This is a genomic window from Acidiphilium sp. C61 (assembly GCF_905116885.1).
GTDB lineage: Bacteria > Pseudomonadota > Alphaproteobacteria > Acetobacterales > Acetobacteraceae > Acidiphilium.
This window is the reverse complement of sequence record NZ_CAJHNI010000005.1, coordinates 663,263-682,776: the sequence shown is the minus strand read 5'-3', so window position 1 is coordinate 682,776 and position 19,514 is coordinate 663,263. Positions and strand designations below refer to the sequence as shown.

The following is a 19,514-nucleotide window of genomic DNA, read 5'->3' as shown; positions in this document are numbered from 1 at the left end:
CGTACTTTTTAGCCCGTCTCATAAAACCCCGCCTCGACCAGTTCCACCACCGCAGCGAGGGCTTCTTTGGCATCCCATCCCTCTGCTGAAATCTCGACAGTCGATCCAAGCCCAGCGCCAAGCATCATCAATCCCATGATCGACTGCGCGGAGACGGTTTGACCATCCCGAGATACCTCCAGTGCCGCACTGAATTTTTCTGCAAGGGTTACAAGCTTGGCGGCAGCTCGGGCGTGGAGTCCGCGGGTATTGGTGATCGTGACTGTTTGAGTCAGCCGAACAGGCGATTGATCTGTATTCATCCGCAGGCGCGTTTCGGAGCCGATGGGTGGAGAATGTCTGATCCGCAGGCAATATATTTACGGCCTGCTTCCTCAGCACAGTGAACGGCATCAGACAGGTTGTATGATCCGCGTATTTTGGCCAGTTTGACGAGCATCGGCAGGTTCACACCCGCGATGACCTCCACGTCATCCCGGTCAAGCATACTCATGGCCAGATTGCATGGCGTACCGCCGAACATGTCAGTCAGCACGACGACGCCGTCGCCGGCATCGACATCCGACACGCGTTCCGCGATCTCCTTCCGTTGCGTCTCTATATCGGCATCGGCCTCAACGGAAACGGTCGCGATATTACGCTGAGGCCCAACGACATGTTCGAGGGCTTCCCGCAGCGCAACACCAAGGTTGCCATGACTGACCAGCACCATACCGATCATTTTTCAACTCCGACCGTTGGCTGGCTGGCAGCATTGCCGGTTGCGTTGTCGTGCGGGACCACGACAGATTTCATGTCCAGATTGCGATGCTCGACGAGCACACCCCATCCCCTGTCGCTCAGCCTTGTCCCGAGCATTTCGACAAGCGAAACCGAGCGATGTTTTCCGCCAGTACAACCAATTGCGATCATTACGTATTTTTTGCCCTCACGAACAAAGCGCGGTAACAGGAACTCAATCAGGCCACCGACCCGCTCGTAGAACTCTGGGAAGTCAGGATCCTCCGAGATATAGGTTCTCACGGCAGGGTCAAGCCCGGTCTTTTCCCGCAGATCCGGTATGTAATGCGGGTTTCGCAGGAAGCGCGTGTCGATGACGAGGTCAGCCTCCTGAGGCAATCCGGAAGGAAAGCCAAACGATACCAGGGTGATGGTCATGCCTGGGCCGCCGAGGCCAAACCTCTGCTCGATAATTTGACGCAGGCTGGTCAATGACAATTGCGATGTATCTATGACCCAATCCGCAGCGTTCCGAAGGGGAAGCGTCAGAGCCTGCTCGGCTTCGATTCCCTCTGTCACCTTGCCTGTCAGCGCCAGAGGATGTCGCCTTCTGGTCTCGCTGAACCGACGCTGCAAGGCTTCCGGGCTGGCAGTCAGGAACAGCAATTCCGGATGGACAGAGGCGCTGGAGCGCAGGCGATCGATTGTGGATAGGACATCCTCGACGGAAAAATCCCTTGTGCGTGTGTCGATCCCCACAGCAAGAGGCCTGTCCACCCGGGCGAGGGTTTCGACAATCGCCAGAGGCGGATTATCCACGGCCTCATAGCCGATGTCCTCCAGTGCCCTCAAGCCGGAATTACGGCCGGCACCTGACAGTCCGGTTACGATAATCAACCGGCTGGGTTGATCCCTCATGATACAAAGCACCCGCAAACTTGCTCCCGACGCCCGGCGATGGTGTCGAGAGCCCATTGGACCTTGATAGGCGCTGAATCCAGGCGCGGATCTATGAAGATTTCCGGGACATTCAGCTCAGCATTGCGCTTAGGGAACGGCAAGCGATCTTGTTCGTTCCCAAGCTGCACGGCCAAACGCAAGCGGGCGATTCTGGTCGCGGGAACCTTGAATAGACCCAAGCCCCGCAACTCTATGATACCCAAAAGCGACGGAGGCGCCGATGCGAATTCGCCTTCGATGCTGACTTGATCATCGGAAACGAGCGAAAATCCCCGATCGAGAAGTCTCAGCAATAAGTCAGATTTGCCTGATCCGGATGGACCAAGCAACAAGACACCATCGTCATCCAGCGCCGCACAGGACCCATATAAAATCATCTCGATGCAATTGTGGCAAGTTTTCGGCAAAAGCGAAAGAGAGGCTTCCGATCCGATGGACAGGCCCTCGGGTAATTCAATGCAACCAATAATTTTATGGATTACTATCTAAGGTTATATGATGGGAGGTCGTCGTGCAGCGACAAGAGATTTGCCGCCAATAATAAATATCAATTATTGAAAAGTTCTATTTACAATTATTTGTGATATATTTATAAAATATTGGTCACAAAGATATTTCCTACAAAATGACAAAAAATTAATCATAATAATTTTACTTATCAATTTCATGAATAATAAAAAATTACCAATAAAACCCCGTTTCTTCCAAAATATGTTTTATGAATGTGCATAACTCGTAACGTTGATGAAACGCTTTAGAAAGTGCATTTTAGTTATCACGTGTCGAAATCGTATGGCATGAAAATCGATCTGGCGTGAGTAAGGATTGCCGGAGTGATTTGTTTGGGGTCTTGTTTGAAAATAATTAGGCGTCGATGGGCATTGATTTCATCATATGTAAATCGGCGCATATATCGATTCATTGGAAATTTAACAGATATAATATACAATAAAAATTCAATAAAATTTTTTATGATGAAAAATTTACTTTGAATTCAATTTCTTTAGATACGTATCATAAAATATTGAATTAAAAATTTTTCGCTCGTCGTTGTCTTTTGCGCGATACGGGACAAAATCATGCGGATGAATATTGTACAAGTCATGAGATATGGCGCTTCGGTCTCGGCCATTTGCCGGGGCCGCGCGTCGTTGTCGATAATCTTGCCATCAGGACAAAGTCTCATTTACGTGGCAAAAGCAGATGATGAAATTCCGGGGTCATAGCGGTGCCGTTCGCAAGAGTTGCTTTTCGGAGGCAAAAAAATCGCAAGATGTGGACACAATTTGTAACAGGTGCCTTTGGGCCTGCTGAATTTGGGGGGCAATCATGAGGATATTGGTTGTTGAGGATGACAAGGATGTCGGCGGCTTTGTAGTTAAAGGCTTGCGGGAGGCCGGGCATACTGTCGAGCATGCCGATAATGGCCGTGATGGCTTGTTCATGGCTGCGTCCGAGAATTTTGACGCAATCATTCTCGACCGAATGCTCCCTGGCGGGATCGACGGGCTGCGGCTGCTTGAGACGCTTCGTGCTCAGGATAACGCGACACCCGTCCTGTTTCTGTCTGCGCTCGGGGAGGTGGATGACCGGGTCAAGGGACTGAAGGCGGGGGGAGACGACTATCTCACCAAGCCATTCGCATTCGCGGAATTGCTGGCGCGTGTCGAGGCGATGGCGCGGCGTGGCAAGGGCGAGGGGCCTTCGACGCGCCTTGCGGTGGGAGATCTCGAAATGGATCTGCTGTCCCGGGGTGTGAAGCGCGCTGGCCAGAAGATAGATCTTCAGCCGCGTGAGTTCCGGTTGCTCGAATATCTTATGCGCCATGCCGGCCAGGTCGTCACGCGAACCATGCTTCTCGAGGGCGTGTGGGACTATCACTTCGATCCGCAGACCAATGTGATCGATGTGCACATTTCGCGGCTTCGCCAGAAAATCGACAAGCCGTTCGATTTGCCCTTGCTGCATACGGTGCGTAACGCTGGCTATATGCTTCGCGTTGAGGAACCCTAAGGCCCGTCGGTGGCAAGGTCTCTATCCGGTACGACAGAGGGGCAGGATCCGCTTCAACCGCGGGGAGTGCAGAACCGACTCCTGCGTTCGGCGGGGGTCCGTTTCGCGGTGTTCTATGCCCTTGTTTTCGGCATATCGGCCATCGTGCTCGCGGGCTCGCTCTATTATTCAACGATCGGCCTTCTGGGGCGGCAGACCCACGAAGCGATACGGGTGGATGCCCGTAGTCTTGCCACTCATTTCGAGGCCGGCGGGCTGACCGCTCTGGTTATCACGCTGGATAGCCGGATCAGCGAGGACATAAACGATCACGCCATCTATTTGCTGGTTGATCCCCTTGGCAACCGGATTGCCGGCAACATGAGCCGTTGGCCGCAAGGAATCACCACCGCGCATGTCTGGTATCAGGTGCCGCTCGAACGGGGAGGGCGAAAATCGACGGCACTGATTCGATATTACGAACTACCCGGTGGCTTTCAGTTGCTTGTTGGGCGGGACGTCAGCACGCGCGCGCAGTTGCGACGTATCTTGCGGGACGGTCTTCTCTGGGCGCTGGCGGCTATGGCGTTTCTGGGGGTTCTCGGCGCCATCGTCATTCGCGGCCTGTTCAAGCGTTCGCTTGCGGATATATCCGGCATCACGCGTGCGATTGCCCGGGGAGATCTGACCCGGCGGGTACGCCGCTCCGGCAATGGCGACGAGTTCGACGAACTCGCCGAAACGATCAACGATATGCTCGACCGGATTGCCAAGCTGATGGACGGCGTTCGCGAGGTCTCCAACGCGATCGCGCATGATCTCCGTACGCCTATCACCCGGGCGCGCACACGGCTTGAGGACGCTGCATCACATGCCCGCACCAGTGAGGAACTGCGCAACGCGGTCGAGCGTGCGACCCTTGATCTCGACGGAATCGTGAACGTCTTTCAGGCGTTGCTGCGCATCGCGGAAATTGAGGCGGGAGCCAGGCGATCGGCTTTCAGGGATATCGATCTTGCACCTGTGCTAGATGATCTCGCCGAATTCTTTGACGCTCTTGCAGATGAGCGCGGCATTTCGATTCTCAGGAATTGGCCCAAATCAATTCCGCTTTTCGGTGATCGCGACATGCTCCAGCAGGCTGTCGCGAATCTGCTCGACAACGCCATCAAGTTTTCCAGCCAGGCGGACAAGGTAACGATTTCCGCTCACGCTGGCGGGGGGCGTGTGGAAATTATCGTCGCTGATCACGGGCCCGGAATTCCCGAAGCTGACCTATCCCGCGCGACCGAGCGTTTTTACCGCGCGGAGTCGGCCCGTTCCACGCCGGGATCTGGGTTGGGCCTGGCTCTCGTGTCGGCGATTGCGCAGTTGCACGGCGGGACCTTGTTGCTTGAGGATAACCAGCCCGGGCTGCGTGCGCGTCTTGTGCTTGCGCAGAAAGACGAAACCCGCCCGGCAGCCGGGCAACCGGAAGCGGCTGCGTCAATGGCAGAATAAGCTACTGATGATTATCAAACCACCGGACGTTATCCGTGGCCGGCTGAAAAGGTCATCGGTAGCCAGAATGCCAGTGCGGCCAGTGCCGCCAGCAGAACCGGCGGCGTGATCAGCAGGCCGATACGCATGTATTCGCCCCAGCCGATCCGCACTCCCTTGCCGGCAAGGACATGCAGCCAAAGCAGCGTCGCGAGGCTGCCGATCGGGGTGAGCTTGGGGCCGAGATCGCAGCCGATGACATTGGCATAGACCATCGCGTCGCGAATCGTGGTGGAGGCGTGAACATGGGCGATGGCCAGCGCGCCGACCAGCACGCTCGGCAGGTTGTTCATCACCGAGGAGAGCAGGGCAGCGAGGATGCCAGTGCCGAGCGAGGCGGCCCAGATCCCATGCGCGGCGAAGATCCGCAGCAGGGCGGCGAGATGGCCGGTGAGCCCGGCGTTGCGTAGCCCGTAGACAACCAGATACATCCCGAGGCTGAAGATCACGACCTGCCAGGGTGCGCCATGCAACACGCGCCCGACATCAATCACACGGCGGCCGCCAGCGGGCCAGCGGGCCGCAAGTGCGAGCAATACGAGCGCGCCGGCGATCGTCACGTAGGAAACGGGCACACCCAGCGGCGCGGTGACGAAATAGGCTGCGAGCAGCAGGATCAGCACCGGCCACGCGGCGCGGAAGACCACGTGGTCGTGAATGGCGTGTGCCGGGGTTTCGAGTTCGGTGACATCGTAGTGCCGGTTGGAGGCTTTGCCGTAGCAGAGCATCAGCACGGCCAGCGTCGCGGCGAGGGCGACGAAATCGACCGGAACCATCACCAGGGCGTAGCGGTTGAAGCCGATCCCGAAGAAATTGGCGCTGACGATGTTGACGAGGTTGGAGATGACGAGCGGCAGACTCGTCGTATCTGCGACGAAGCCGGTCGCGATGATGAAGGCGAGTGCCGCCGCGGGGGGAAATTCGAGGCTGGCGAGAATCGCCATGACGATCGGCGTCAGCAGCAGGGCGGCCCCGTCATTGGCGAAGACAGCAGAAATCACGAAACCCAGCAGCACGACCAGTGGCAGGAGCCATCGCCCGCGCCCTCGTCCCCAGCGAGCGACATGCAGCGCCGCCCAGCGAAAGAAGCCAGCCTCGTCGAGCAGCAACGAAATCACGATCAGCGCGACGAAAGTGAAAGTCGCGTTCCAGACGATGTGCCAGACGGTGGGAATATTCCGCCAGTGGACAATGCCGAGCGCGAGATCGACCACCGCGCCGGCCATCGCGCTCCAGCCGATGCCAAGGCCGCGGGGCTGCCAGATGACGAGCACGAGCGTGGCGATGAAAATCGCGAAGGCGAGCATGATTTTTCTTCCGGCTTAGAGCATCGCCCGATCGGATGGGTCATCTGGTCGGATAAAGATGCTCTGTTTATCAATATGATAGGGCACTACATCCGATCCATCAGGATCGGAAAGTGCTCCATGAGCTGGAGGTTCAGGGTTGTTTCTGAACGGCGTTGTCTATCACCTGCTGGCCGTCTTCCTTGACGAAGGCGCCCCGCTGGGGGGCGGGCAGAATGTCGAGCACCGTTTCCGAAGGACGGCAGAGACGCACGGCATTGTCGGTTACCACAATCGGCCGGTTGATCAGGATCGGATGCGCCATCATCGCATCGAGAAGTGCATCGTCGGTCAATTTATCGTCGTCGAGGCCAAGTTCGGCATAGGGTGTTCCCTTTTCGCGCAGGATGGCGCGCGTGGGTACTCCCATCCGCGTGATCAGGTCGCGCAATTGCTCGCGGCCTGGCGGTGTTTTCAGATACTCGATCACGATCGGCTCGATCCCCGCATTGCGGATAAGGCCCAGGACGTTGCGTGATGTGCCGCAGGCGGGATTATGATAGATCGTAACACTCACAATACGGTTCCTTGTCGGTTTATGCGGCTGCCTTGGTTTTGCATTCGGCCCCCGCGGGACTGATAATTAGGTAAAATGCTCATCCGACCGCTCCGGACTTTGTTGCGTTGCCGTAAGACAGGGATCGCACAATGCGGGATGGATGAAAGGATCCTGACCACAGCAATTTTTGGCCAGATAGGACAAAAGATCGTTCATGGCGGAAAAATCGGCCGCATAGATCACGTTGCGGCTCGCCCGCCGCTGTGTGATCAGATCGGCTCTTGCTAGGGCCTGAACGTGAAATGTCAGGGATGACGGCACAATGTCGAGGCGATCCGCAATCTCACCTGCGGGTAACCCGACCGGGCCTGCTTCAACCAGCAGACGATAGATCGCAAGCCGATGCTCGTGTGCAAGGGCAGAGAGAGCCGCCACCATCCAGGCGATGTCTCGCCCTTCCTGACCACGATGCGATTTTTCCATAATTATCGAAATATCATATCATAAGCCATTGGCAAGCCGATCTGGAGATGTCGTCGGATCTGGCGAGCGAGTCGGACGTGAAAATTCGGCGTGCTTGCGGCTTCACGATTGCCCTTAAACGCGCTTGATGTTGTTGATCAATGCAATGCCAACACATGGATAGAGGGGAAATGAAATGGCCAACCCGCGCTGGCGTCATCGACCTGAAGGGTCGAATTGGGGGGATTTCGGACCGGATGACCAGAATGGCCGCCTCAACCTGATCACGCCGGAAAACGTGCGGCAGGGGCTTGCTGAAGCGCGTGAGGGACTTGTCTTCTGTCTCAGTCTGCCGCTCGATTATCCCGGCGGCAACCTGCTCAATGAACGGCGACATCCGCCGGTTCTGCGGCCAACCTTGCGAGGGGATCGGCCCAATTTCAATTGCACGCTGACAGGCCCGGAGCGTGCGCGAACCGATGTGTTCAATGATGATCTGGCAATCATCCATCTGCAATATTCGACGCAATGGGATGCACTGTCCCATGTCGGCGGTCTGTTCGACGTCGACGGAGATGGGATTCTAGAGAAAGTATTTTACAATGGTTTCCGTGCTGGAGAGCATATTGTTGGACCTGAGGATGGCAAGGACGCCGGCATTCAGACCGCGATGAGGCGACACAGCACATCGAATGCCGGGGCGTTGGGCATTGAGCGGATGGCCAGTCGCGGGGTGCAGGGGCGCGGCGTGATGATCGACCTGCGAGCCCATTATGGCGATGCCCGCACCCTGGTCGGCTATGATGAACTCATGCGGGTGATCGAGGCCGATCGTGTCGAGGTCGAAACCGGAGACATGGTCTGCCTGCATACGGGTTTTGCCCAGCTTCTCCTCGACATGGACCGCAAACCGGATGCAACAGTCCTTCATGGAGCCTGTGCAGTTCTGAACGGCCGTGATTCCCGGTTGCTGAACTGGATCACGGAAAGTGGCCTCGCCGTGCTGATTGCTGACAATTACGCCGTCGAAGCCTTCCCGGCGCAACCCGGCGCCGACGAGTGCTGTTCGGTTCTGCCGATCCACGAACACTGCCTGTTCAAGAACGGGATCCATCTCGGCGAGCTATGGCATCTTACGCCGCTCGCAGACTGGTTGCGAACCAACGGTCGATCGAGGTTCCTGCTGACCGCCCCCCCCTTGCGTCTGCCAGGCGCTGTCGGCTCACCAGTAACGCCGATCGCGACCGTTTGAAATTTCAGGACAACAGGCCGGGCGATTTGCCCGCCTGTTGCCAAGAGCGCTCAAAATCGGACCTGGTGGAGGGCTGGTGCCGGGTGAGGGATTTGAACCCCCGACCTTCGGTTTACAAAACCGCTGCACTACCGCTGTGCTAACCCGGCCCGCTTCGTCTGATTACCCTGAGCGGCTGCGAGACTCAACAAGTGGCTCGGCCGGTCAGGTGCAAATTGGTGCAGGTTCAGCCGGCGCCAAGATAGTCGATCGCCGCATCGACGCCGCCGCGGGCGTGCGGCACGCGGGCGAGGCGCAGCGCCATCTCGACCACGCCGAGCGTGCCCAGCAGCATGGGCTCGTTCAGATCGCCCATATGGCCGATGCGGAACACCTTGCCGCCGAGCGGATCGAGTCCGGCGCCGAGCGAGACGTTGAAGCGTTCATAGGCGATCCGGCGCACCGCTTCGCCGTCGTGACCCTCGGGCATCAGGATTGCGGTCACCGAATCCGACCGACGAGCCTGATCGGTGCAGAAGAACGCCACACCCTGATTGCCACTCCAGACCGATGCCGCCCGCCGCGTTGCTTCCGCGAGGCGATGATGCCGGCGCCATACCGCTTCGACCCCTTCCGCCTCGATGAGCCGCACGGCTTCCAACAGGCCATAAAACGGGGCGATCGGCACGGTGCCGGCGAAGCTGCGATGCCGGCGCGCCATCATCCGGGTCCAGTCGAAATAGAACCTTGCCAGCCGTGCCTCGGCATGGGCGGCGAGTGCCTTCTCGCTCACCGCAGTGAAGGCGAGGCCGGCGGGCAGCATCAGACCCTTCTGGCTGCCGCCGACCACGGCGTCGATCCCCCAGTCCACCATCCGAAATTCGAACGAGCCGAAGGAGGAGATGGTGTCGACCAGCAGCAGCGCCGGGTGGCCGGCTTCGTCCAGCGCGGCGCGGATTTCGGGCAGAGGCACCGCCACGCCGGTCGAGGTTTCGTTATGGACGATGCAGATCGCCTTGATGTCGTGCGCGGTGTCGGCGGCGAGCCGGTCGGCGATCGCGCTGATATCGGGGCCACGCCGCCAGTCGGCTTCCGGCATCTCGACTTCAAGCCCGAGCGTGCGCGCCATCGCCCCCCAGACGCGGGAGAAATACCCTGCATCGGGCATCAGGATGCGATCACCCGGCGAGAACAGGTTCTGCAGCGTTGCTTCCCAGGCGCCGTGGCCGCTGGAGGTGTAGATGAACACCTCGCCGGTGGTGAACAGCAGCCGTTTCAGTCCCGCAACTGCGCGGTCATAGATGTCGATGAAATCGGCGCTCATGAAATCGGTTGTTGGCCGGTCCATCGCCCGCAATACCGAGTCAGGTATGTTGGTCGGGCCGGGATTCGCAAAGAACAGCCGGCCAGGCTTGCGGGGGGTGTCGGTGGTCATCGGTCCTATGTTCCTTCGGCAATGGCAGACGTCAGTTTCAAAGTCTGCGGCCCGCCGCCCGGATCATGCCCGCTTCAGGCCAGATATGGCATGCGAGATGGTCGGGCAGATCGGAAAAACTGGCTTCGTTGACGAATACAGTACGTATGATGCCCCGACCATACCTGGTCGATCTGCGGTGCTCTATTTTGGATGCCACGGCCAAGGGGGCGATAAGTAACGAGCGCCCGAGACCAATCAGCCAAGCACGGATTGCAGGAATTCGCGGGTGCGATCTTCGCGCGGTTCGCTGAAAATCTCCTCCGGCGAGCCCTGCTCGGCGATGCGGCCCTGGTCGAAGAAGCAGACGCGGTCCGAGATTTCGCGGGCGAAGCGCATTTCGTGGGTGACCATCAGCATGGTCAGATCGTGCTCGTGCGCGAGGTCGCGGATGACGTTCAGCACCTCGCCGACGAGCTGCGGATCAAGCGCCGAGGTCGGTTCGTCGAACAGGATCACCCGCGGACGCATGGCGAGGGCGCGGGCGATCGCGACGCGCTGCTTCTGGCCGCCCGAAAGCTGGCGGGGATAGGCGTCCTTCTTGTCGGCGAGGCCGACGAGGTCGAGCAAGCCCATCGCCCGCTCGATCGCCTCCTCCTTCGGGATCTTCAGCACGGCGACGGGCGCCTCGATGATGTTGCGCAGCACGGTCATGTGCGGGAACAGGTTGAAGCCCTGGAACACCATGCCGACGCGGGTGCGGATCTCGCGCAAATGTCGCGGCGAGGCCTTGAACGGACCCTTGCCGCCGGGTTCGTGATAGGAAATGCCGTCGAGCTCGACGCGGCCTTTCTGGAACGGCTCCAGTGTCATCAGGATGCGCAGCACGGTGGATTTGCCGGAGCCGGACGGGCCGATCAGCGTCACCTTCTCGCCGGGGGCGACGTGGAAGTCGAACTCGTCGAGCACGGTAAGCGGGCCGAAGCGCTTCGTGACGGTTTCGAAGCGGATGATCTCGTCCGGGGCCGTCCCGGGTTCGGCGGGCGGGCTCATCGCAATGGAACTCCTTCCTTGGGCAGCACCCGCTCGAGCCGGTTGACGGTGGTGCTGGCGATCACCGTCAGCAGCAGGAACAGGGCGCCGACGATGGTCAGCGGGATGAGGTAACGATAGGTTCGGTCGCCGATGATCTGGGCGAGGTTGAGCATTTCCATCACCGTCACGGTCGAGAGCACCGGCGTGTCCTTCATCATCGAGACAAGGTAGTTGCCGAGCGCGGGGATGATGCGCGGGACCGCCTGCGGCAGGATGATGGTGCGGTAGAGCCGCGCGCGGGAGAGGTTCAGCGCCGTCGCCGCCTCGACCTGGCCGCGATCGATCGCATCGAGCCCGGCGCGGTAGACCTCGGACGTGTAGGCGCTGTACTGCACGCCGAGGGCGAGAACGCCGGTGAACAGGGCGGGCAGGGTGACGCCGTATTTCGGCAGCACGTAATAGAGAAAGAAGAGCTGCACGAGCAGCGGCGTGTCGCGGAGGAACTCGATCACCACCGCGGTGGGCCAGGCGATGGTCCGCAGCGGCACCCGCCGCAGTAGCGCGAGGACGAGGCCGAGCAGCAGGGCGACCAGGAAGCCGAGAATGGTCGCCTCCACCGTGACCTTCATGCCGATCAGCAGGATCGGCAGGATCGACATCGCGAAGGCGAGCGGGGTGTGGAGATTCCAGTGGATGCCGTAGATCATGCGTGCGCACCCCGTGCCGGGGCGAGGTGGCGGCGACTCCAGCGCTCGATCAGTCGGATCATCACCGTCAGCACCAGTGCCATGCCGAAATACATCAGCAGGGTCAGCGTGTAGATCGGCGTGCTGGCGAGGGTGAGGTTGCGCAGCGCATCGGCATGGAAGGTGAGGTCGCTGATGGTGATCAGCGAGACCAGCGAGGTGTCCTTCAGGTTCTGGATCGCGAGATTGCCGAAGGGCGGCATCATCTCGGCGAGGGCTTGGGGCATGATGATCCGCCAGAGCGCCTGGCGGCGGGTCAAACTGAGCGCGGTCGAGGCTTCCCACTGCTCGGGCGGAACGGCGTTGATGGCGCCGCGCACGACCTCGGCGCCATAGGCGCCGATATTGAGCGAGAGGGCGAGCACGCCGCTGACCATTGGCGACAGCGAGGGGCCGAGCAGGGGCAGCGCATAATAGAGCCAGAACATCTGGACCAGTAGCGAGGTGCCGCGGAAGATCTCGATATAGACTGCGGCGGTGACGCGGGCGGCGCGGCCGCGCGAGACGCGGCCGAGACCGGCGGCGAAGGACAGGGCCGCGCCCAGCACCGTCGAATATGCCGTGATCTCGGCCGTGATCCATGCGCCGCGCGCGAGCGGGGCGATGAAGCCGGTCCAGTGCATCAGGTCTGCTCCGCCGCGCCGATCGTCACGCCTTGCAGCGATCCGCCGTGGTCATCTGGCGGGCGGCTTCGACGTCCTGCTTCGTCAGGCCATATTTCATCAGCGTGTGGGCCCAGGCGTCGGTTTTCTTGTAGGCGTCGAGCGCCTTGTCGAAGGCGGTGAGGAGGGAGGTCTCGTCCTTGCGGAAGCTGAAGGCACCGTAGCTGCGCACCGAATGTCCATGCACCACGGGCTGAGTGAATGGGGCGGCGGGTTCGACCGCCTTGCTGTGGCGGGCGAGGCGGGCGACCGTAAGGCCGGTCGCGGCATAGGCGGCGACGCGGCCATCGGCCACGGCGGAGAGCGCGTCGGCATTGGCGCTGAGATTGACGATCTGGCTGTCATGGATGCCAACGGCGTGGGCGAAGCGGAGTTCGTCGGCGCCGGCGACGATCGCGAATTTCTTGTCGCGGTGCTTGAGGAACCAGTCATAGCCATGGATGCCGAGCGGGTTGCCGGCCTTGACCAGCAGGCCCTCGCCATAGCTCGAATTGATGACCGAGAACGCGACCTGGGTGCAGCGCGCCGGCAGCACGTTCTGGCTGGCGGCGACCATGTCGAAGCGGCGGGCCTTGAGGCCGGGGATCAGCGAGCCGAAAGGGGTGACAACCCATTGCTGGCGGTGGATGCCGATTTCGCCGAGGACGTGTTTCGCCACGTCGGGGGCGATGCCGTGCGCCTGGCCGTCCGCGTTCATGAAGCCATAAGGCACCTCGTTGGCGATGGCGATGCGGATGAAGCCGCGGCCGCGGATGCCGTCGAGCACATTCGCCGCTTCCGCATCGCCGGGGACGCCGAGGGTTGCGGCGGTCATGCCGGCGCCGAACAGGGTGAGCGCGCCGCGCCGTGTTGTTGAAAATGTCATGTTGCCCTCCTCTTCCTCTCGCTCTCGAACAATCAAGTCGTAGCGGCGACCATCAACCCGGATCACTGAGGCAATAACCGAACCACGATTCTCAAACCCATATCAGGCAGATTTTTCCTTACAGGTTGCCGTTATTTGAATAATATGTATCAAAATAAAGAAAAAACCATGATAATATTATTTACATATGGATATGATATGATAACGCCTGCAGGCGTTTTGATTATTGGATAGATCAGTGATTTATGATATAGATTATCTTTTCGATAATTAAATTTTATTATATATTTTAAATTATTCAAGATAAGATATGGTTTAGAAAAAATCGTAATTTTATTATTGAATATATGAAATAGAAACGCCGCTTCTATACAGCGAACAACCCACTTCAGAGCATCCGGTAAATTTTTCGATGAAGTCTACCTGCTGTAGTGACATCATGATGTGTGTTGGCGCAGACGGGTTTTACGATGTGATTTTGCCATGTCATGTTTTGCGCTGAGCGCGAATGATCAGTCAGCAGTCGGATGGAGCGGGGAAATGGCGAAGGGATATTGGATCGCGAGCGTCGATGTGAGCGATCCTGAGGCTTATGCGGCTTACGTGCGCGAGAATGCGGTAGCATTCGCAAAATACGGTGCGAGGTTCTTGGTGCGCGGCGGAACGGTGGAGGCAGTCGAGGGAAGCATGAGGTCCCGCATCGTGGTGCTGGAGTTTCCAGACCGTGCGACCGCGCTGGCCTGCTATCACTCGCCCGAATACGCAAAGGCGAAGGCGCTGCGGGCAGGTGCCTCAGCCGCTGATGTTGTGGTGGTGGAGGGATATGACGGCATGCAACCGGGTTCCGATGCGGACGGCCGCTTCTCGTAACCTCGAGAGGGAGGCCGACGGCAATCGCCTGATCCGATCAGGCTTCAGCGCCTGATCGGATCGGGATTTTATTTTGCCAAGTTCAGGGAAAACTGTCTGCGCAGATCATTAGCAGATTTGCGATCGACGCCGATTTGCTTTTGCTGCAGTGCAGCATCGCGGCGATCGGCACCGCTCGCAAGACGAAGGTTACGGATCAGAGTTCGCTGGCGAGTGCCTCGTGGGCGGCCGTATTGGCGTTGATGCAGTCCGGGCTTGCCGCGAGATCGCCGGGATTGGCGGCGCAGGTCGCAATCGCGGCCTGACGGGCTGAGGCGTGAAGAGTGAACCAGGGTACGTCATGCGTTGCTGCTGCGTGTGCGGGTGCAACGGCAAGAGCCAGAACGATGGGCAGCTTGAGCAGGATGTTGCGGGTCATGATGATTGTCCTTGGTTGGTGATCTGCTTCCCCTATCTGTGCCCGCGCGCTGCGGCGCGGTAGGCACGGGGGCAGCAAAAGACCCTTGCCGGGACGGTAAGGTAAGGATGATCCGATTAGTCTGTTTCGGGGGCGATGCGGCGGGCGCGCAGGCGGCGAATGCGGCGGGCATCGGCGTCGAGGACCAGGAACTCGATACCCGCGGGGTGGGCGATGATCTCGCCGCGGGTGGGCACGCGTCCGGCGAGTGTGAAGACGAGGCCGCCCACTGTGTCGAGATCGGCTTCCTTTTCCTCGTCGGTCAGGAAGTCGCCGAACCTGGCGGTGAAATCCTCCACCGGAAGGCGGGCGTTGAGATCGACCGCGCCGTCGTCACGGTCGATCATCAGCGGGCCCTCGATCTCGTCGTGCTCGTCGTCGATGTCGCCGACGATGGTCTCGACGAGGTCCTCGATGGTGACGAGCCCGTCGACGCCGCCATATTCGTCGATGACCAGAGCGAGATGGGTGCGCCGCTGGCGCATCTGCAGCAGCAGGTCGAGGACCGGGATCTGGGGGGCGACCATCAGCGGGCGGCGGAGGATGGCGCGGAGCGAGAAGGCCTCGGCGCGGCCGGTGTAACCGACCACATCCTTGATGTGGACCATGCCAAGAATGTCGTCGAGATGCTCGCCGAAGACGGGCATGCGGGAATGGCCCTCGCGGCGGATCTGGTCGATCGCCTGGTCCAGCGTGACGTCGGCGCGCATGGCGACGATGTCGGCGCGGGGGATCATCACGTCGTCGGCGGTGATGCCGCGCAGGCGGAGGACATTGGCGATCAGCGCGCGTTCCTGGCGGTCGAGCCCGGTGCCGCCCTCATCGCCGCCGGCTTCCTCCGCGGCTTCTTCCATCAGCTCGCCGATCTGCCGGCGCAGATCGGGCTGCTCGCGCATCTTGCTGAGCAGGCGTGAGAACCACGACCCACTCATCGGCGCAGTCTCCGGTTCCGCCGATGATTTTTTTCGCTTCGGCGCGCAGCCGCCACGCCAGCCCTGCGCGCTGTCATGACGCATATTTCCAGGGGTTGGGCACGCCTAGGCGGTGCAGCAGACGAGCTTCGAGGCGCTCCATGCGGCGGGCCTCGCCGGCTTCGTGGTGATCCTCGCCGGCGAGGTGGAGCGCGCCGTGGACGACGAGATGGGCGAGATGGTGCGCCGGGCGGCGGCGTGCGGCGCGGGCCTCGCGCAGGACGACGCCGAGGGCAAGGATGATCTCCGGCGGCATCTCGTAGGTGAGGACGTTGGTCGCCTTGTTGCGGCCGCGGTCGCGCGCGTTCAGCGCCTTCACCGTGCGGTTATCGGCGAGGATGACCGGGCAGGCGGCGCCGGCAGCTTCAAGCGCGCGCGCGACCACGCGCTCGGCGTCCGGCACGAAGCGGCGCCAGCGGGGCTCGGCAATGTGGATGAGCCCCCGCAGCGCGGCGCCGCGGGGGGGGCTACTTGGAGGCTCGTTCACAGATCCCGCGCGCGCTCGCGCTGCGCCTCCGAACGGTGGTCGTAGGCCTCGACGATGCGGGCGACCAGCGGGTGGCGCACCACATCGCTGGCATTGAAGCGGGTGACGCCAATGCCGGACACGCCTTCCAGCGTCTCCAGCGCGTCGGCAAGGCCCGAGCGGCTGCCGGGCGGCAGGTCGATCTGCGAGAGGTCGCCGGTGATGACCATCCGTGTGCCCTCACCCATGCGGGTGAGGAACATCTTCATCTGCGCCGGAGTAGTGTTCTGAGCCTCGTCGAGGATGACGAACGCATGCGCGAGGGTGCGGCCGCGCATGAAGGCGAGGGGGGCGATCTCGATCTCGCCGGCGGTCATGCGGCGGGCCATGACCTCGCCGGGCATCATGTCCTGCAGCGCGTCGTAGAGCGGGCGAAGATAGGGATCGACCTTTTCCTTCATGTCGCCGGGGAGGAAGCCGAGGCGTTCGCCGGCCTCGACCGCTGGGCGGGAGAGGACGATGCGGTCGACGCGGCCGGAGGTGAGCATGGCAACGGCCTGGGCGACGGCTAGATAGGTCTTGCCGGTGCCGGCGGGTCCGATGCCGAAGACCATCTCGTGGCGGGAAAGCTCCTCGATATAGGCGGCCTGGCCGGGGCTGCGCGGGCCGACCACGCCCTTGCGGGTGCGGATGGCCGGCAGGTCGGACAGCGGCAGCCGGGGCTCGGCGGTGGGATCGACCAGGCGGGCGGCGGCATCGACCTCGGCGCCGGAGATCTGCTCGCCGCGGGCGAGACGGTCGTAGAGTGCCGAAAGCGCGGTTTCGGCGGCGGCAACCTGGTCGGGTTCGCCCGAGATCGACACCCGATTGCCGCGGCAGGCGAGCCGGACATGAAGCCGCTTTTCAAGACGGGCGAGGTTGCGGTCGTGATCGCCGAGCAGGATGGAGAGCAACCCGTTGTCGTTGAAGGTGAGGGTGCGGGACAGCCTTGGCGGCTGTGATGTGACGATCTGGCTCAAGCGGCGATCTGCTCCTGTATGAGACTGGCCATGAGAGAATTGGGGTTGGACTGCACGATTTTCACCGTGTGGAGAGTCCCCGGCACGATGTCGGCATCGTTGACCACAACGGGTTGCAGGTAGGGCGAGCGGCCGGCGGACTGGCCGGGATGGCGGCCGGTGCCGGTGAAGAGGACCTCGAAGCTGCGGCCGACCTGGGCGCGGTTGAAGCCGTGCTGCTGGTCGCGCAGCACGGCCTGAAGTTCCTGCAGGCGGGCATCCTTCACCGCCTCGTCGATCTGGTCGGCGGCGTCGGCGGCGGGCGTGCCGGGGCGGCGGGAATATTTGAAGCTGTAGGCCAGGGCAAAGCCGGTTTCGCGGACGAGCTGCATTGTCGCGGCGAAATCGGCATCGGTCTCGCCGGGGAAGCCGACGATGAAATCGGACGACAGCGCGATGTCCGGCCGGGCCGCGCGCAGCTCGCCGACGATACGGCGGAAAAGGTCGGCATCGTGGCGGCGGTTCATGCGGGCGAGGACGGCATCCGAGCCGGATTGCACGGGCAGGTGCAGGAAGGGCATGAGTTTCGGATTGTCGCGATGGGAGGCGATCAGTGCGGCGTCCATGTCGCGCGGGTGGGAGGTGGTGTAGCGCAGCCGGGCGAGGCCGTCGATGTCGGCGAGTTCGGCGAGCAGGCGGGCGAGATTCCAGGTGGAGCCGTCAGGCGCCTTGCCGTGCCAGGCATTGACGTTTTGGCCGAGCAGGGCGATCTCGCGCGCCCCGCCGGCGACGAGGCGACGGGCCTCGGCGAGGATGGCGGCGGCCGGCCGGCTGGCCTCGGCGCCGCGCGTGTAGGGGACGACGCAGAAGGTGCAGAACTTGTCGCAGCCTTCCTGGATGGCGAGGAAGGCGATCGGGCCCTGGCTTGCCTGGTCCTCGGGCAGCAGGTCGAATTTCTGCGCGGCGGGGAAGTCGGTATCGATCACGGCGCGGCGCTTGGCCTCGATCTCGGCGATCAGCTCAGGCAGGCGGTAATAGGCCTGCGAGCCGACCACGAGATCGACATGCGGAGCGCGGGCGATGATTTCGGCGCCCTCTGCCTGGGCGACGCAGCCGGCGACGGCGATCATCATCGCGCCGCCGCGGGATTCCTTGAGCGCGCGCAGGCGGCCGAGCTCGGAGAACAGTTTTTCCGAGGCACGCTCGCGGATGTGGCAGGTGTTGAGGATCACCATGTCCGCATCCTGCGTTGCGACCTGCTGGTAGCCGAGTGGGCGCAGGACGTCCGCCATGCGTCCACTGTCGTAGACGTTCATCTGGCAGCCCCAGGTGGTGATGTGCAGCGTGCGGCGGGAGGCGGTCTCGGTCATTCCAGTTCATCCGGGCAAAGGTTTGCCCTGTGGATGTGCCGGTATGCCGGTCGGGTCAAGCGCGAAAGAATGAGATCACTCCCGATTCCATGATCGTAACTATCGCAGATCGGAGGGCGGCGCTGTCAAGCGATTTCGAGTTATGCTTTCGTGAAGGGGCCCGGGAAGCGACCCTGGCGGATTGCGGCGGCGCGGGCCGCGATCTGTCGTTCGAGGGTCGCGGTCAGCGCCTTGCGGCCGCCGTCCAGCTCGATCGGGTCGTCAAGCACGATGGTCGCGCGCCAATCGTGCCGGCCGAGTTCGGCGTAGTGCGAGGCGATCTCCATATCGCCATACCAGGCGATGCGCGGGCGGTTGCGGCGGCAGACGGGCAGCGAATCCATCCGGTCGTAGACGATGGTGACGGGCTGGATCAGCGGCGACGGGTCGGTTTCGGCAAGTGCGAGGAAGCTGGAGCGGAAGGGCAGCACCCGTGCGCCGTCGGACGTGGTGCCCTCGGGGAAGAGAATCAGGCTGTCGCCGGCGGCGAGGCGTTCGGCGAGTTCGGTGCGCTCGCGCCCGGCGCCCGAGCGCGCGCGGCTGACGAAGATGGTGCGGCCGGCACGGGCGACGGCGCTGATGCCAGGCCAGCGCCCGACATCCGCCTTGGCGATGAAACAGGCCGGTAGCACCGCGCCGAGGGCAACGATGTCGAGCCATGATGTGTGGTTCGAGACAAACAGGACAGGACGGCTCTCGGTTTCGGCGAGCCGGCCGATGACCTGGAGTTCGAGGCCGAGGATGCGGGCGACGCCGCCCCAGTAGCGCAGCGGCAGAGCCTGCTTGGCCCGGCCCGGTTGACGGATCAGCAGGAGCTGGACCGGCAGGAGTGCCATTGTCCAGGCCAGCACGGCGACGAGCCGGGCGTACAT

22 protein-coding genes and 1 tRNA gene are annotated in these 19,514 nt (G+C 61.4%); 4 read left to right on the top strand and 19 right to left on the bottom strand.

The genetic code is table 11. The features are described 5' to 3' along the window. Positions 1 to 8: 8 nt before the first annotated feature. The 4 genes from HUW10_RS06000 to HUW10_RS05985 are packed head-to-tail and all read right to left on the bottom strand — an operon-like array spanning position 9 to position 2,057. Positions 9 to 302: an HPr family phosphocarrier protein gene (locus tag HUW10_RS06000; protein WP_174502672.1), complete on the bottom strand. Its 294-nt coding sequence runs from the start codon at positions 300 to 302 to the stop codon at positions 9 to 11. After that, positions 299 to 721, bottom strand: coding sequence for a PTS sugar transporter subunit IIA (locus HUW10_RS05995; RefSeq protein ID WP_174502671.1), 423 nt, complete (start codon positions 719 to 721; stop codon positions 299 to 301). Before HUW10_RS05995 ends, HUW10_RS06000 begins: the two co-directional genes overlap by 4 nt. Further along, positions 718 to 1,638: an RNase adapter RapZ gene (gene rapZ, locus HUW10_RS05990; protein ID WP_174502670.1), complete on the bottom strand. Its 921-nt coding sequence runs from the start codon at positions 1,636 to 1,638 to the stop codon at positions 718 to 720. The genes HUW10_RS05995 and rapZ overlap by 4 nt, the downstream gene beginning before the upstream one ends. Next, positions 1,635 to 2,057: an HPr kinase/phosphorylase gene (locus HUW10_RS05985; protein ID WP_174502669.1), complete on the bottom strand. Its 423-nt coding sequence runs from the start codon at positions 2,055 to 2,057 to the stop codon at positions 1,635 to 1,637. Before HUW10_RS05985 ends, rapZ begins: the two co-directional genes overlap by 4 nt. A 952-nt stretch (positions 2,058 to 3,009) precedes the next feature. Here HUW10_RS05985 and HUW10_RS05980 point away from each other — a divergent pair. Together HUW10_RS05980 and HUW10_RS05975 are read left to right on the top strand one after the other, a co-directional pair. Next, positions 3,010 to 3,693: a response regulator transcription factor gene (locus HUW10_RS05980; protein WP_174502668.1), complete on the top strand. Its 684-nt coding sequence runs from the start codon at positions 3,010 to 3,012 to the stop codon at positions 3,691 to 3,693. A 108-nt stretch (positions 3,694 to 3,801) separates the two neighbouring features. Beyond that, positions 3,802 to 5,172 carry a HAMP domain-containing sensor histidine kinase gene (locus tag HUW10_RS05975; RefSeq protein ID WP_236656246.1) on the top strand — a complete coding sequence of 457 codons (1,371 nt, stop codon included), beginning with the start codon at positions 3,802 to 3,804 and terminating at the stop codon, positions 5,170 to 5,172. A gap of 29 nt (positions 5,173 to 5,201) precedes the next feature. Here HUW10_RS05975 and HUW10_RS05970 read toward each other — a convergent pair whose 3' ends face one another. The 3 genes from HUW10_RS05970 to HUW10_RS05960 all read right to left on the bottom strand — a co-directional run bounded on the left by HUW10_RS05970 (position 5,202) and on the right by HUW10_RS05960 (position 7,539). Next, on the bottom strand, positions 5,202 to 6,518 hold the full coding sequence (locus HUW10_RS05970; RefSeq protein ID WP_291343748.1) for an arsenic transporter: 1,317 nt from the start codon (positions 6,516 to 6,518) through the stop codon (positions 5,202 to 5,204). A 133-nt stretch (positions 6,519 to 6,651) separates the two neighbouring features. Then, a complete protein-coding gene (gene arsC / locus HUW10_RS05965) occupies positions 6,652 to 7,074 on the bottom strand; it encodes an arsenate reductase (glutaredoxin) (protein WP_174502667.1) in 423 nt (140 codons plus the stop codon). A gap of 66 nt (positions 7,075 to 7,140) precedes the next feature. Next, entirely contained in the window at positions 7,141 to 7,539 is a 399-nt protein-coding gene (locus HUW10_RS05960; RefSeq protein ID WP_236656243.1) for a helix-turn-helix transcriptional regulator, read from the bottom strand. A 175-nt stretch (positions 7,540 to 7,714) separates the two neighbouring features. Here HUW10_RS05960 and HUW10_RS05955 point away from each other — a divergent pair, with 175 nt between their 5' ends. Beyond that, entirely contained in the window at positions 7,715 to 8,770 is a 1,056-nt protein-coding gene (locus tag HUW10_RS05955; RefSeq protein WP_174502666.1) for a cyclase family protein, read from the top strand. Between the two features lie 74 nt (positions 8,771 to 8,844). On the opposite strand, the gene HUW10_RS05950 is transcribed toward HUW10_RS05955, so the two are convergent. From HUW10_RS05950 to ehuB, 6 genes are all read right to left on the bottom strand, one after another. Next, positions 8,845 to 8,919 (bottom strand) — tRNA-Thr (locus HUW10_RS05950). 77 nt (positions 8,920 to 8,996) lie between these two features. After that, entirely contained in the window at positions 8,997 to 10,184 is a 1,188-nt protein-coding gene (locus HUW10_RS05945; protein WP_174502665.1) for an alanine--glyoxylate aminotransferase family protein, read from the bottom strand. 237 nt (positions 10,185 to 10,421) lie between these two features. After that, complete coding sequence (ehuA, locus tag HUW10_RS05940) at positions 10,422 to 11,216, bottom strand: ectoine/hydroxyectoine ABC transporter ATP-binding protein EhuA (RefSeq protein WP_174502664.1); 795 nt, start codon at positions 11,214 to 11,216, stop codon at positions 10,422 to 10,424. Further along, positions 11,213 to 11,905, bottom strand: coding sequence for an ectoine/hydroxyectoine ABC transporter permease subunit EhuD (ehuD, locus tag HUW10_RS05935; RefSeq protein WP_174502663.1), 693 nt, complete (start codon positions 11,903 to 11,905; stop codon positions 11,213 to 11,215). The genes ehuA and ehuD overlap by 4 nt, the downstream gene beginning before the upstream one ends. Further along, on the bottom strand, positions 11,902 to 12,567 hold the full coding sequence (ehuC, locus tag HUW10_RS05930) for an ectoine/hydroxyectoine ABC transporter permease subunit EhuC (protein ID WP_174502662.1): 666 nt from the start codon (positions 12,565 to 12,567) through the stop codon (positions 11,902 to 11,904). Before ehuC ends, ehuD begins: the two co-directional genes overlap by 4 nt. Before the next feature lie 25 nt (positions 12,568 to 12,592). Beyond that, positions 12,593 to 13,471 (bottom strand): ectoine/hydroxyectoine ABC transporter substrate-binding protein EhuB, encoded by an 879-nt coding sequence (gene ehuB / locus HUW10_RS05925; protein WP_201712588.1) that lies wholly within the window; start codon positions 13,469 to 13,471, stop codon positions 12,593 to 12,595. 540 nt (positions 13,472 to 14,011) lie between these two features. On the opposite strand from ehuB, the gene HUW10_RS05920 reads away from it, so the two are divergent. After that, on the top strand, positions 14,012 to 14,341 hold the full coding sequence (locus tag HUW10_RS05920; protein WP_174502661.1) for a DUF1330 domain-containing protein: 330 nt from the start codon (positions 14,012 to 14,014) through the stop codon (positions 14,339 to 14,341). A gap of 196 nt (positions 14,342 to 14,537) precedes the next feature. Here the strand turns inward: HUW10_RS05920 and HUW10_RS05915 are convergent, their stop codons facing one another. From HUW10_RS05915 to HUW10_RS05890, 6 genes are all read right to left on the bottom strand, one after another. Beyond that, on the bottom strand, positions 14,538 to 14,759 hold the full coding sequence (locus HUW10_RS05915; protein WP_174502660.1) for an EexN family lipoprotein: 222 nt from the start codon (positions 14,757 to 14,759) through the stop codon (positions 14,538 to 14,540). 116 nt (positions 14,760 to 14,875) lie between these two features. Continuing rightward, positions 14,876 to 15,730, bottom strand: coding sequence for a hemolysin family protein (locus HUW10_RS05910; protein ID WP_174502659.1), 855 nt, complete (start codon positions 15,728 to 15,730; stop codon positions 14,876 to 14,878). A gap of 73 nt (positions 15,731 to 15,803) precedes the next feature. After that, a complete protein-coding gene (ybeY, locus tag HUW10_RS05905; protein ID WP_174502658.1) occupies positions 15,804 to 16,256 on the bottom strand; it encodes an rRNA maturation RNase YbeY in 453 nt (150 codons plus the stop codon). Next, on the bottom strand, positions 16,253 to 17,254 hold the full coding sequence (locus HUW10_RS05900) for a PhoH family protein (protein WP_174502657.1): 1,002 nt from the start codon (positions 17,252 to 17,254) through the stop codon (positions 16,253 to 16,255). Before HUW10_RS05900 ends, ybeY begins: the two co-directional genes overlap by 4 nt. Beyond that, complete coding sequence (gene miaB / locus HUW10_RS05895) at positions 17,251 to 18,603, bottom strand: tRNA (N6-isopentenyl adenosine(37)-C2)-methylthiotransferase MiaB (RefSeq protein ID WP_174502656.1); 1,353 nt, start codon at positions 18,601 to 18,603, stop codon at positions 17,251 to 17,253. Before miaB ends, HUW10_RS05900 begins: the two co-directional genes overlap by 4 nt. A gap of 140 nt (positions 18,604 to 18,743) precedes the next feature. Next, positions 18,744 to 19,514, bottom strand: coding sequence for a 1-acyl-sn-glycerol-3-phosphate acyltransferase (locus tag HUW10_RS05890; RefSeq protein ID WP_236656242.1), 771 nt, complete (start codon positions 19,512 to 19,514; stop codon positions 18,744 to 18,746).